General features: G+C 40.2%; 13 protein-coding genes. All 13 read left to right on the top strand.

What is annotated here, in order from left to right; all coding sequences use genetic code 11:
* Nucleotides 1–181 precede the first annotated feature (181 nt).
* The gene (sucD, locus tag AC1D69_RS11390; RefSeq protein WP_495456276.1) at nt 182–1111 is read left to right on the top strand and encodes a succinate--CoA ligase subunit alpha; all 930 of its coding nucleotides are present in this window, start codon (nt 182–184) and stop codon (nt 1109–1111) included.
* Nucleotides 1112–1259: 148 nt separating this feature from the next.
* Nucleotides 1260–2369 carry a DNA-processing protein DprA gene (gene dprA, locus AC1D69_RS11385; RefSeq protein ID WP_495456393.1) on the top strand — a complete coding sequence of 370 codons (1110 nt, stop codon included), beginning with the start codon at nt 1260–1262 and terminating at the stop codon, nt 2367–2369.
* A 48-nt stretch (nt 2370–2417) separates the two neighbouring features.
* Entirely contained in the window at nt 2418–4517 is a 2100-nt protein-coding gene (gene topA, locus AC1D69_RS11380; RefSeq protein ID WP_495456275.1) for a type I DNA topoisomerase, read from the top strand.
* 22 nt (nt 4518–4539) lie between these two features.
* Nucleotides 4540–5868, top strand: coding sequence for an FADH(2)-oxidizing methylenetetrahydrofolate--tRNA-(uracil(54)-C(5))-methyltransferase TrmFO (gene trmFO, locus AC1D69_RS11375; protein WP_495456274.1), 1329 nt, complete (start codon nt 4540–4542; stop codon nt 5866–5868).
* Between the two features lie 70 nt (nt 5869–5938).
* On the top strand, nt 5939–6481 hold the full coding sequence (gene hslV, locus AC1D69_RS11370) for an ATP-dependent protease subunit HslV (RefSeq protein ID WP_495456273.1): 543 nt from the start codon (nt 5939–5941) through the stop codon (nt 6479–6481).
* A 41-nt stretch (nt 6482–6522) separates the two neighbouring features.
* Nucleotides 6523–7923: an ATP-dependent protease ATPase subunit HslU gene (hslU, locus tag AC1D69_RS11365; protein ID WP_495456272.1), complete on the top strand. Its 1401-nt coding sequence runs from the start codon at nt 6523–6525 to the stop codon at nt 7921–7923.
* 435 nt (nt 7924–8358) lie between these two features.
* The gene (gene flgB, locus AC1D69_RS11360) at nt 8359–8763 is read left to right on the top strand and encodes a flagellar basal body rod protein FlgB (protein WP_495456271.1); all 405 of its coding nucleotides are present in this window, start codon (nt 8359–8361) and stop codon (nt 8761–8763) included.
* Between the two features lie 9 nt (nt 8764–8772).
* Entirely contained in the window at nt 8773–9231 is a 459-nt protein-coding gene (gene flgC / locus AC1D69_RS11355; protein ID WP_495456270.1) for a flagellar basal body rod protein FlgC, read from the top strand.
* Between the two features lie 39 nt (nt 9232–9270).
* Nucleotides 9271–9585, top strand: a complete 315-nt coding sequence (gene fliE / locus AC1D69_RS11350) for a flagellar hook-basal body complex protein FliE (RefSeq protein ID WP_495456269.1) — start codon at nt 9271–9273, stop codon at nt 9583–9585.
* Nucleotides 9586–9619: 34 nt separating this feature from the next.
* A complete protein-coding gene (gene fliF, locus AC1D69_RS11345; protein ID WP_495456268.1) occupies nt 9620–11197 on the top strand; it encodes a flagellar basal-body MS-ring/collar protein FliF in 1578 nt (525 codons plus the stop codon).
* A gap of 11 nt (nt 11198–11208) precedes the next feature.
* Nucleotides 11209–12225: a flagellar motor switch protein FliG gene (fliG, locus tag AC1D69_RS11340; protein ID WP_495456267.1), complete on the top strand. Its 1017-nt coding sequence runs from the start codon at nt 11209–11211 to the stop codon at nt 12223–12225.
* The gene (locus AC1D69_RS11335) at nt 12218–13069 is read left to right on the top strand and encodes a FliH/SctL family protein (RefSeq protein WP_495456266.1); all 852 of its coding nucleotides are present in this window, start codon (nt 12218–12220) and stop codon (nt 13067–13069) included. Before fliG ends, AC1D69_RS11335 begins: the two co-directional genes overlap by 8 nt.
* On the top strand, nt 13056–14375 hold the full coding sequence (fliI, locus tag AC1D69_RS11330) for a flagellar protein export ATPase FliI (protein WP_495456392.1): 1320 nt from the start codon (nt 13056–13058) through the stop codon (nt 14373–14375). Before AC1D69_RS11335 ends, fliI begins: the two co-directional genes overlap by 14 nt.
* Nucleotides 14376–14384 lie beyond the last annotated feature (9 nt).

Below are 14384 nucleotides of genomic sequence, written 5' to 3'. Positions count from 1 at the left end.
TCACGAAGTAACGTCTATAGAATATTCGGCATCAAATCTTATTTCATTCCTCGAAGTCCGTTGCTCATGTAGGTTACCTACACTCCGCTACTCCTTCTTCGGTCTGAACTAACCTTTTCGGTGCTGAATAGCCGACTTTTTGAACAGTTACTTTTAAATCGATAGGGGATGTGAAGTAATCGTGAGCATTTTAGTCGATAAACATACAAAAGTCATTACCCAAGGTATTACGGGTGCGACAGGTCTTTTCCATACCAAAGGGGCCTTGGATTATGGTACCCAAATGGTGGGTGGTGTTACTCCAGGTAAAGGGGGTACTAATGTAGATATTACATTAGAAGATGGCCAGGTTGTTAGCTTACCCGTGTTCAACACGGTTGTAGAAGCGAAACAATCAACCGGTGCGACAGCAAGTGTAATCTATGTCCCACCTGCTTTTGCTGCAGATTCGATCCTTGAAGCCGTGGATGCGGAATTAGATCTTGTTATTTGTATTACTGAAGGAATACCTGTATTGGATATGATCAAGGTATCGCGGTATCTGGAAGGTAAGAAGACTGTTCTAATTGGACCGAACTGTCCCGGAGTGATCACGCCTGGGGAATGTAAAATTGGGATTATGCCAGGTTACATCCACCGTGCAGGACATGTTGGGGTTGTTTCCAGAAGTGGAACCTTAACTTATGAAGCTGTCCATCAATTGACGACGCGTGGAATAGGCCAATCTTCTGCAGTAGGGATCGGTGGAGACCCTGTTAAGGGATCCGAATTCATTGATATTCTGAATCTTTTTAATGAAGATCCTGATACGTATGCAGTTATCATGATTGGTGAGATTGGTGGAACGGCAGAAGAAGAAGCTGCTGAGTGGATTCGTGAGCATATGACTAAACCTGTCGTTGGGTTTATTGGCGGGGTAACTGCCCCTCCTGGCAAACGGATGGGACACGCAGGTGCAATCATCTCCGGAGGTAAGGGAACTGCTGCTGAGAAAATTGCCAAGCTTGAGGAGTGTGGCATCAAGGTAGCACCTACACCATCAGAAATGGGATCTACATTGGTGAGTGTTCTTGAATCACGTGGTATGTTAGATAAATGCATGACACAGTAATATTTCTTCATGTATAATGAGCTTACTAGGTAAGCAACCTTTTATTCCCCTTGGGGTATGAAAGGTTGCTTTTTTTTGCGTTATTTTTGCTGAGATCCGTTAAAGGGTAGGTCTCACGCACCAATTAAAGGAGGAGAATATGAGTATGATTAGTGAAGAGCAATCGCTACTTGTAGCACTGCATGAGTTAGATGGGATTGGATGGAAAAGTATTGAACGGATATTGAATCAAGGTTCTCTCTCGCATGAAATGTTGAAGTATAGCAATCAGGATTGGGAAAATGCCGGATTAACGAAAGATAAGGCAGAATCTGTCGTAAGACAATTGTCGAAAGAACGGATGGAGATCCGATCGGAACAACTGTTCAAACGAGGCATTGAAGTGATTACTATTTTAGATGAGCAGTATCCTAAATTGTTAAAAGAAACCCATCAGCCACCATGGGTATTATACTGTCTCGGTCAACGTGAGCTTCTTAACACGCTTGCTATAGCTATGGTAGGGACACGTATCCCTACAGCTTACGGACGAAAGGTAGGATCCATGCTAGCTGAACAATTCTGTGATGCTGGTTTGACCGTTGTAAGTGGTATGGCCAAAGGAGTGGATAGTATTTGTCATGAAGCTGCATTGAACTGTAGCGGGAATACAATTGCGGTTATGGGAACAGGAATGGACATGATTTACCCTGCAGAAAATCGTTCTTTATTTGAGAGAATTGCCAAAAGAGGGTTAATTGTGACAGAATATCCATTAGGTACCCCATCACATCCCGGTCTCTTCCCACAACGAAATCGAATCATAGCAGGGTTGAGTGTAGGAACTTTGGTTGTTGAGGCAGATGTACGAAGTGGATCACTAATTACGGCAGATGCCGCAATGGAAGCAGGGCGCGATGTCTACGCTGTTCCAGGACCTGTAACTTCACCTAAGAGCAAGGGTACTCTTGAATTGATCAAACAGGGAGCAAAAATGGTAACGTGTGGGAAAGATGTGCTGGAAGAGTATGAATCTCTTCTATATAAAGCAAGCAAAGTAGGGACCATAGGAGAGGAAAAAAGTTTTTGTTCATTATATAAGGATTTGACAACTGATGAGGTTGAACTATACCATATACTCGAGCAGGGACCTTTTACATTGGATCAATTGCTATGCTTAAGCCACTGGGATTTTGGACATTTGCATTCAGTTCTGTTATCTTTAATCATAAAAAAGCAAATTACCCAATTAACTGGTGCTAAATATAAGATCATATAATGTGGTGTTTGAGATCGAAGGTTTTATTGTTGGAGAGGAGATGAGTCAATGGCAGCAGATTCACTAGTCATCGTAGAGTCGCCTGCTAAGGCGAAGACGATTGGCAAATATCTAGGAAGTAAATATATTGTTAAAGCCTCCATGGGTCATATACGGGATTTACCCAAAAGCCAGATTGGCGTAGAGGTTGAGAATGACTTTAATCCTAAATATATTACGATTCGTGGAAAAGGTTCTATTTTAAAGGAATTAAAAGATGCTAGTAAAAAAGTTAAACATGTCTATCTCGCAGCTGACCCTGACCGCGAAGGAGAAGCTATTGCATGGCATTTGGCACATGCACTTGATGTTGATGTGACAGAGAATTGTCGTGTTGTGTTTAATGAAATTACAAAGCAAGCCGTGAAGGATGCTTTTAAAACACCACGTAAAATTAACATGGACCTGGTGAATGCACAACAAGCTCGAAGAATTCTAGATCGATTAGTAGGGTACAAGATTAGCCCTCTATTATGGAAGAAAGTCAAAAAGGGATTGTCTGCAGGACGTGTTCAATCCGTAGCTGTTAAGATTATTATGGATCGTGAGAATGAGATCGACGCCTTTGTACCTGAGGAATATTGGAGCATTACAGCACAGTTGGCCAAGGGTGATACCTCTTTTGAAGCGAAGTTTCACCGTCTTCATGGGGTAAAGAAAGAATTGTCTAGTGCCGCTGATGTGCAGGAAGTAATGGATGAGATCGAGGGAGCATCATATACAGTTAGTGATGTCAAAGAGAAGGAACGCCAAAGACATCCGTCTGCACCGTTCACGACTAGTTCATTGCAGCAAGAAGCAGCAAGAAAGCTTAACTTTCGCGCAGCCAAAACGATGTCTGTTGCTCAGCAACTTTATGAAGGTGTCGAATTAGGTAAAGAGGGTACTGTGGGTCTTATCACTTATATGCGTACAGATTCCACTCGAATTGCGACGTCCGCAGCGGAAGAAATTAAAGAACTGATCGGAAGCAAATATGGAGAAGATTTTGTTCCAGAAACGCCAAGACAATTCTCTAAGAAATCTGCCAATGCGCAAGAAGCGCATGAAGCTGTTCGTCCAACATCAATTCTAAGAGAACCTGAGAGTGTTAAAGCCTATTTAAGTCGCGATCAATTACGACTATATAAGCTAGTCTGGGAACGCGCTGTTGCTAGTCAGATGGCATCTGCCATACTGGATACGCTTTCTGTGGATATCACGGTAGGTAAGGCAACTTTTCGAGCTGTAGGTTCTAAGGTGAGATTTCCTGGCTTCATGAAGGTATATGTCGAAGGTAATGATGATGGAACAACGGATGATGATAAATTCTTGCCAGCTCTTGAACCTGGTAATCAGTTGGTCAAAAAAGATGTTGAACCTAAACAGCATTTTACACAACCTCCTCCAAGATATACGGAAGCTCGGCTCGTTAAGACATTAGAAGAACTAGGTATAGGACGTCCAAGTACATATGCCCCAACGCTTGAGACGATACAAAAACGTGGTTATATCGCGATGGAAGAAAAAAAATTCATGCCAACGGAGTTGGGTGAATTAATTATTGAACAGATGGAACAATTTTTTCCTGAGATTCTAAATGTGGAATTTACGGCTCATATGGAAGACGATCTGGATCATGTTGGTGATGGCTCACAAGATTGGGTGAAAGTTCTAGCGCAATTTTATGAATCATTTGAGAAACGTCTAGCAGTCGCTGAGGAAGAAATGAAGGAAATCGAAATTGAAGATGAAGTATCTGATGAAATCTGCGAGAAATGTGGCAAACACCTCGTATATAAATTAGGTAGATTCGGTAAATTTTTAGCATGTTCAGGGTTCCCTGACTGTCGGAATACGAAACCTATTATCAAAGATATAGGTGTTACTTGCCCTACATGTAAAGAAGGACACGTCGTAGAGAGACGTAGCAAGAAAGGACGGATTTTCTTTGGATGTGATCGTTATCCTGAATGTGATTTCGTATCATGGGATCGTCCATCACTGAAGCCATGTCCAATATGTAATGCTCTAATGGTAGAGAAACGTAATAAACAAGGAAATAAACTGAAGTGTACAGCTTGTGACCATGTTGAATTGGTTGAAGACAACGATGATAACGCAGAATGAAGAATCGCAGGGGGTAATGAAGTTGACAGAACCACAAAGAGTAACCGTAATTGGTGCAGGACTTGCCGGTAGTGAAGCCGCATGGCAAATTGCTAGTCGAGGTGTTCCTGTAAGGTTGTATGAAATGCGTCCAGTAGTTAAGACACCGGCACATCATACAGATCAATTTGCTGAATTAGTATGTAGTAACTCTTTACGTGCTAATGGATTAACGAATGCAGTAGGTGTTTTGAAAGAAGAAATGAGAATGTTGAATTCTCTAGTTCTTGGAGCGGCGGATCGAAATGCAGTGCCAGCTGGTGGGGCACTCGCAGTAGATCGAGATGGTTTTTCAGGAGAGATTACGCAGACACTTCATAATCATCCTTTAATAGAAGTCATTAATGAAGAATTTACACATATACCTGATTCTGAGATCGTTGTTATGGCGACGGGGCCACTCACATCTCCTGCGTTGTCAGCACAGATTCGCGAATTGATGGGTGAGGAGTACTTCTATTTCTATGATGCAGCAGCCCCAATTATCGAAAAAGATTCCATTGATATGGATAAAGTATATCTGGCATCTCGTTATGATAAGGGTGAGGCGGCATATTTAAACTGTCCTATGAATGAAGAAGAGTTTAATGCATTCTATGACGCTTTGATTGCTGCAGAGGTAGCTGAACTTAAAGAATTTGAGAAGGAAGTATATTTCGAAGGTTGTATGCCTATAGAAGTCATGATGAAACGTGGTAAACAAACGGCTCTGTTTGGCCCAATGAAACCCGTAGGTTTGGTGAATCCACACACAGGTGAACTTCCGTTTGCAGTTGTACAGCTTCGTCAGGATAACGCTGCAGGAACACTTTATAATCTGGTTGGGTTTCAGACTCACCTTAAATGGGGTGAACAGAAGCGTGTGTTTGGTATGATTCCTGGCTTAGCAAATGCTGAAATCGTCCGTTATGGCGTAATGCATCGGAATACTTTCATCAATTCTCCTAGACTTCTTAGACCAACCTACCAAACCAAGGGAAATGAGAAGCTGTATTTTGCTGGACAGATGACTGGGGTGGAAGGTTATGTTGAATCTGCTGCTTCGGGCCTTATAGCCGGCATTAATGCAGCCAGAATGGCACTTGGTGAAGAATGTCTAGTGTTCCCACAGTTGAGTACATTGGGCAGTATGGCGCATTATATTACGACAGCAGACCCAGAGCATTTTCAACCCATGAATGCGAACTTTGGTTTGTTGCCTAATCTTGAGAAGAGAATGCGGAGCAAGAAAGATAAGAATGAAGCACTTGCTGCGAGAGCTATAGAGAGTATCCAATCCTTCAAAGAGCAAACAGGCTTAGCAAAAGAATAAAAATGCATTCATTGATGTTATTTTTTAAAATATGTTGGTTAGGCTCAATACTTTTTAGGAGGCCATAGAAATGGATCTAACATTTCATGCGACAACGATCTGTGCAGTACGGCATGATGGTAAAGCGGCCATAGCAGGAGATGGTCAAGTTACCTTTGGTGAGAGCGTCATTATGAAGACAACGGCTAAAAAGGTTCGTCGACTTTATCGTGGTCAAGTTATTGCTGGCTTTGCAGGTTCTGTGGCTGATGCCATTACCTTGTTTGAGAAATTCGAAGGTAAACTGGAGGAGCATCATGGTAATTTACAACGTGCAGCTGTCGAATTAGCAAAAGATTGGCGTCAAGATCGTATTTTACGCAAATTAGAAGCTCTTATGATCGTTATGAACAAAGATGGAATGCTACTTATATCCGGTGGTGGAGAAATCATTGAGCCTGATGATGACGTTATTGCGATAGGATCAGGCGGTAATTTTGCGTTGTCAGCAGGTAGAGCTCTTAAGAGACATGCGCCTCAACTTGAAGCTAAAGAAATTGCTAGGGAAGCACTACAGATTGCTTCGGAGATATGTGTATATACGAATGGGAATATTGTGGTGGAGGAATTGTAAGTTTGTGAGTGATATTACCCAATAGGGTGGAGGAAACCATAATGGACAATCAATCTTTGACGCCCAGACAGATTGTAGCGGAATTAGATAAATATATTGTTGGACAAAAACAAGCAAAGAAATCTGTTGCAGTAGCTCTTCGTAACCGATATAGACGTAATAAGCTTCCTGAACATGTACGAGATGAGATTGTTCCTAAGAACATCCTCATGATCGGCCCTACAGGTGTGGGGAAGACCGAAATCGCAAGAAGACTTGCAAAACTAGTAAACGCTCCTTTTGTGAAGGTAGAAGCAACTAAATTTACTGAGGTTGGTTATGTTGGCCGTGACGTGGAGTCTATGGTGCGAGATTTAGTCGAAACTTCTATTCGCATGGTTAAGTTGGAACGGACGGAGAAAGTCCATGAACAAGCCGTAGAATTGGCTAACGAACGCATCGTAGAAATTATAGTACCTTCAAGTTCAAATCATAAGAGTCAGAAGAACCCTTTCGAAATGTTTTTTGGAGGGAATAACAATCAGCAGACTCCACCGGAAGAGAAAGATAACGATGGTAGTGTGACAGAGCGTAGAAGAAAAGTGAAATTTAATTTACTCTCAGGAAATTTAGAGAACGATACAATCGAAATTGATGTTGAAGATAGTAGTTCATCTATGATGGATCTATTTGCGGGTCAAGGCAATGAACAAATGGGCATGAACATGCAAGAGATGTTTGGAAACTTGATGCCACGCAAGACGAAGAAACGCAAGCTCCCAATTAAAGAGGCACGAGAGGTTCTCATTCAAGAAGAGGCAACCAAGCTTATAGATATGGATGAAGTTATAACAGAATCAGTGTATCGTGCGGAGCAGTCTGGTATTATTTTCATCGATGAGATCGATAAGGTTGCTAGTCAAGGAAAAGGTTCTGGACCTGATGTGTCACGAGAAGGAGTTCAACGTGATATTCTTCCGATCGTGGAAGGATCGACTATTATGACAAAGTATGGTCCAGTGAAGACCGACTTTGTTCTCTTTATTGCAGCTGGAGCTTTCCATATCGCTAAACCTTCAGATCTAATACCTGAATTGCAGGGACGTTTTCCAATTCGTGTAGAACTGAGTAGTTTGTCACTGGAAGACTTTATTTCTATTCTGACTGAGCCGGAGAATGCACTAACGAAACAATATGTTAATTTGCTAAGAACAGAGGATATAGAACTTGAGTTTGATCCAGCAGCTATCCGTGTCATTGCAGAAATGGCAGCTTCAGTGAACCAGAATACAGAAAACATCGGTGCAAGAAGACTTCATACGATTCTAGAGAAATTATTGGAAGATTTGTCCTTTGAGGCTCCTGAATTAACTCTTGAAAGTCTAACGATCACTGCGGAGTATGTGCGTGAGAAACTTGGCGATATCGCTCAAGATCGAGACCTGAGTCAATATATATTGTAAATGTCGAAGTATGTATAAATTATGGTTTTTGTGGGCAAATAGTCCTCGTTTTTCACCAGTGCGCACTGTTTTTTAGCGAAAATAATACAAATTTCGACATAATTTAGTTAAAAAATTTGCTGTGTGAGACCGATTCACCCCATCACTGACCTATTGTGAAACTAAAATAAATTATGACATGTGTAACTATGAATAAAGCCCTCTCTTTTTGTAAAAAGATAGGGCTTTTTTCTTATTGTAATAAACCCTAATCTCTAAGAAACTTAGGTTATACGAAAAACGCGGTTTTTTTTCACTCAAGTACCAGCTTTTTCTACTTTATTTTTATTTTTGTCGAAAAAAAGAGGGTTTTAGCTTTTGATGTAGAATTTAATGTTCTGCAGTTGTAAAAATTCAAGCATATATTTGGAAAATTCAGAAAAGAGGGGATCAGGTTTGGAATTGTTGAATGGAGCAGCCTTTTATAAATTACAAGGTGCTTTGGATGCCGCAAATACAAGACAGCAAGTTATTTCAAATAATATTGCTAATAATGACACGCCTTATTTTAAACGTTCTGAAGTATCGTTTGAAAGCTTGCTTCAACAAGAGATGAACGGAGATTTTCCGGCTCTCAGAGGAAATAGGACTGATGCGCGTCATTTCACTATTGGATTTAACTCATCAGTACCTAAATCTGTTGTTTCTCAGGATAATTCGACAGTTATGAACAACAATCTTAACAATGTCGATATTGATCAGGAAATGTCATTATTAGCAGATAACCAACTCCGCTATAATTCTTATATTTCACTGGTGAACGAGAAGATCGAAATGATGCGAACAGCTGCGAAAGGGTGATAGATAACAATGACGATCAGTAATAGTTTTGGTATTAATGCATCAGCTTTATCGGCACAACGACTTAGAATGGATGTTATATCATCTAATATTGCTAACGCAGAAACAACAAGAGCAAGTGTAGTGAATGGTAAAGTAGTACCTTATCGCCGCAAATTAGTTGAATTAACACCAGACCAAACTAGTTTTTCTAGTATGCTTCAGTCTCAGATGAGTGTAGATTCTTCAAAAGGTACAGGTACAGGAGTTAGAGTGAAGGCGATTACAGAAGATAGCTCAGATTTCAAGCTTGTGTATAATCCAACACATCCAGATGCTAATGTTGAAGGATATGTATCTATGCCTAATGTTGATATGGCGAAAGAAATGGTTGATATGATTTCGGCATCACGTTCTTATGAAGCTAACATAACAGCAATTAACGCGTCTAAATCAATGGTCATGAAGGCTTTAGAGATTGGTAGATAAATTGAACTCTTTTGTAAATTGAGATAAGGAGGGGAATTAATGATACAAAACACAATGTTTAACACTCAGACGATTAAACCGCTTGAATTACAAAGTATCAGTGAGAAACAAGTTGCTAGTACACCTTCAGAGTCACTCAGTGATTTTGGTTCGTTTTTAGAAGAGGCTATTCAAAAAGTATCTGATCAAGAAAAAGACGCTAATACTATGAGTGAGAAATTGTTACTTGGACAAGTGAATGTAGATCAAGCTATGATTGCTTCCGAACAAGCTTTACTAAGCTTACAACTTACAACGCAAGTTCGAAACAAAGTGATAGAAGCATATCAAGAGATTATGCGAACACAACTATAATTGTAACTAGCTAAGCTTCGGGTGGGGTGACAATGTGAACGAAAGAATTTCCCAATACAAGGATAAGGGTATCCAATATTGGCATCAATTTAGTAAAAAACAAAAAATCATATTTATATCTACAATAGCATTAATCATTATTGCTATAGTCATTGTAACTATGATGTTCTCTAAGACAGAATATGAAGTCGCATTTACAGAATTGGACTCAAATGATGCAGCAGGGATTATGACCTATCTGGATGGAAGTAACATTCCATATAAATTGAGTTCGGATGGAACAAGTATTTCAGTACCAAGTGCCGAGGCTTCTCGTGCTAAGGTAGATATTGGATCTCAGGGTATTATCGAGAACGGATCTATCGGATATAAAATCTTTGAACAAAGCTCATCTGCGATTGGTATGACAGATAGCGAGTTTAATGTTAAGTATAACAATGCAATAAATGGTGAAGTTGAACAGCTCTTGAAGAGAATGAATGGTATTCAAGATGCTAAGGTGCTTATCAACTTACCAGAAGAAAGTGTCTTTGCTGGTACTGAGGATCAGGATAAGGCTTCTGCTTCTGCGGTACTGAAGTTTAAAGTGGGTTATCGTCCTACGCAAGAAGCAATTGACGGTTACTACAATCTTATGAAAACAGCCATACCAAACTTGCCTATAGAGAATATTACAATTTCGAATGATGAAGTTGAACTTGTATCTACAGCTAAGGGTGGAGAAGGTGTCATGGCGACAGCCATTGAGGCTAACTTTGCACTACAAAAGAGATTTGAAAATGATGTTCGTCAAAATGTAAAACAATTCTTAACTAAATTAATGGGTGAGAATAAAGTAGAAGTTCTTGTAGCTTCAAAGCTTAATTTCGATAAAATCCAAAGTAATGAAAATGTAGTCACTCCTGTCAATGAAGAAGACATGAAGGGTATCGAAATCAGCGTACAAAAGATATCTAAAAATTATTCCGGTACAGGTGCTCCAGATACAGGTGTCCCAGGAACTGGTGAAGAAGAAATTCCTGGATATCCAAGTAGTACTAATTCAGGTGACACCAATTCTGAAGAGTTATCTGAAACAGTGAACTATGAAGTAAATAGAATTACAAGAGATATTATATCTAGTCCTTATTCTGTTAAAGATTTAACCATTAATGTAGCGGTTGAACCACCTACAGGACAAACTACTCTAGATGATGACACAAATAAAGCGATTATGAATATTTTAAAGAATATCGTTAGAGCATCTGTTGCAGATTCTGGTATTACATATACAGACGCTGAATTGACCAATAAAGTTTCGGTCTATTCCAAAAATATTAATGGTAAAGATTCCGCGACCTCAGGATTCAAGTTCTCCACAAGTAGTTTTTGGGGTATTGGGTTAGCTGCATTAGCTATATTAGCAATAGGTGGATATCTAATTTATCGTCGTCTTAAACGAAAAGAAGAGTTTGAAGAGGATGTTCCTTTTCAAGTTCAAACAGAGTTTCCTTCGATTAGCTTGGAAAGTATGACCAATGAAAGTCAAGTGCGTAAACAGCTCGAAACTCTGGCGAAAAAGAAACCAGACGAATTCGTCAACTTACTGCGTACATGGCTGGCTGACGAATAGAGGTGAGTGTATTGGCAAAGTCAACTAGTACAGGGTTGAGTGGTCGTCAGAAAGCGGCGATCCTACTCATCACCTTGGGACCAGAAGTTTCTGCACAAATATTTAAACATTTACGTGATGAAGAGATTGAACAACTTACACTTGAAATTGCGAATGTTCGTAAAGTGGAGAGTTTAGATAAAGACAATATTATGGGTGAATTTCATCAGATTTGTCTTGCTCAAGAATATATTTCTCAAGGCGGGATTAACTACGCTAAAGAAATTTTGGAGAAAGCTCTTGGACCACAAAGGGCGCTGGAGATTATTAATCGTTTGACTGCTACTCTTCAGGTTCGTCCGTTTGATTTTGCCCGGAAGGCTGATCCAAATCAGATTATTAACTTTATTCAAAATGAAAGCCCTCAAACTATAGCGTTGATACTTTCATATCTACAATTTGAACAGTCATCGATTATTCTTTCTTCCTTACCACAAGAGAAGCAAGCAGATGTGGCTAGAAGAATCGCGACGATGGATAGTACCTCTCCTGAAGTCTTGTATCAAGTTGAGAAGGTCTTGGAACAAAAACTCTCTTCGACAGTTACGCAGGATTACACAAATGCGGGTGGTCTAGAGTCCATAGTTCAAATATTGAATGGGGTTGACCGTGGTACAGAACGTACTATACTCGATTCATTAGAGATACAGGATCCAGAATTGGCAGAAGATATCAAGAAACGTATGTTTGTATTTGAGGATATCGTTAATATCGATAATAGATCCATTCAACGAATCATTAGAGATATTGAGAGCTCGGATCTTCAACTTGCACTTAAAGTGGCTAGTGAAGAAGTTCGGGATGTTATTTTCCGAAATATGTCAAAACGCATGGTGGAAACTTTCAAAGAAGAAATGGAATACATGGGTCCTGTGCGATTACGTGATGTTGAAGAAGCACAAACTCGTATCGTAGGAACCATCCGTAGATTGGAAGAAGCCGGTGAAATTATTATTGCACGCGGTGGAGGGGATGACATCATTGTCTAATTTGATTAAGCATTCCCGGTACGTGTCTGTGGAAGTGCTCAAGGAATTGGATTTGGCTAAACAGTACAACTCCTTAGTAGAAGAACCTTCATCTGATGAAGAAATACTTGAGCAAGAAGAGGTAGTTATCAAAGTAGATGAAGAAACAAAGCGATTAAAGGACGAAATGTTACAAGACGCTAAGGAATTTGCAGAACGACTAGTTCGTGAATCATCTGAAGCGGCTGAACGTACATTGTTAGAGTCAACTGAAACCATCGATCTTTGGTGGAAGGAGCGTCGAGAGCAAGACGAACATTTAGTTGATGCACTCAAGTCCGAAGGATATGAACAAGGATACAATGAAGGTCGTGTAAAGGCAGAAGAGGAACTTCAGATTAGAGTAGAACAAATGATGGCTGAAGCTCAAAAGGTTTTGGAAGAGGCCTATCATGCGAAAGAACAAATCATTCAAGAAGCAGAACCATTCTTAGTTGAACTAAGTACTGCAATTGCTGAAAAAGTCATTGATAAGCAACTGACATTAGAAAGTGATTATGTGATTGATTTGATCAGAAGCAATTTAACTCGAAAAAGAGAACAAGGGACTATTATTCTTTGTGTAGCTGTGTCCCAGTATGCCTTTGTTCAAGCAGCACGCGAAGAACTTAGTCTTGCCATTGATTCTCAGGCTGAACTCAAGATATTGCCAGATGCGACTGTGAAAGATCGTGGATGTGTGATTCGCTCATCATTTGGAAGTGTAGATGCACGAATTGATACGCAGCTAACTGAGATTAAGAAAGAGCTGATTCGTATCGCACTAGACAATGAGGATCGGAGAAACCATGATGAAGGTGCTTGATAGTCAGCGGTATATGGATCATCTAGATCAATTAGATCCTGTTAGAGTCAATGGAAAAGTGACACAGGTCATTGGATTGATGGTTGAGTCTGAAGGTCCTGATGCAAACATTGGGGATGTCTGTTATATCTATCCTAGTAAAACGACTAAGCCGCTACAAGCTGAAGTTGTAGGTTTTAGAGATAATAAGGTGCTATTGATGCCATTGGGTGATCTTCAGTCCATTGGACCTGGATGTGATGTAGTCGGAACAGGAAAACCTCTAACTGTACAAGTTGGTTCGGAATTATTAGGCAAAGTGTTGGATGGATTAGGTCAACCTCTTGATGGATCGTTAATTCCAACAAGAATGGCCTATAGTTCAACATTTAGACCTCCTTCAAATCCATTGAACCGTCCTAGAGTGCTAGAACCAATTAGTATTGGTGTAAGAGCTATTGATGGATTACTTTCTATTGGTAAAGGACAACGTGTCGGTATATTCGCTGGTTCTGGTGTTGGTAAGAGTACATTGATGGGAATGATAGCTCGAAATACCTCTGCTGATGTTAACGTTATAGCTTTAATTGGAGAACGTGGACGAGAAGTATTGGATTTCATCGAACGGGATCTTGGTCCTGAAGGATTAAAACGGTCTGTGGTCATCGTAGCCACATCTGATCAACCTGCTTTAATTCGTATTAAGGGTGCTCTTATCGCAACTACCATCGCTGAATATTTCCGTGATCGTGGTATGAATGTCATGTTAATGATGGATTCGGTAACTCGATATGCTATGGCACAACGCGAGGTTGGTCTAGCAATAGGTGAACCTCCAGCGATGAGAGGGTATACTCCATCTGTTTTTGCTAATCTACCTAAACTGTTGGAAAGAGCTGGGACGGGCCCTACAGGTTCTATTACAGCCTTTTATACCGTGTTGGTAGATGGTGATGACATGAATGAACCTATCGCAGATGCTGTTCGCGGTATTCTTGATGGTCATATCGTTCTAAATCGAAATATTGCGAATAAGGGACATTTTCCAGCGATTGATATTTTAGCAAGCATCAGCCGTGTTATGAAGGATATTTCATCGGATGAACACACAGAAGCTGCTGAGAATTTAAAACGATTACTCGCAGTATATACAGAATCCGAGGATTTAATTAACATCGGTGCATATCAACGTGGGTCTAATGAAAGCATTGATGAATCTATTGATTTTATCCAGAAGATCTGGGATTTTAGTAGACAAAAAGTAGACGAGAAAGTCACGTTGGATGAAGTACAAGAACGTTTGATTTCTGAATTTTCAAGGAGTTGACTACTAAAG

The sequence above is a fragment of the Paenibacillus sp. Y301 genome (assembly GCF_059445505.1).
The sequence above is the reverse complement of the archived record's forward strand: the minus strand, read 5'-3'. Positions and strand labels throughout refer to the sequence as shown.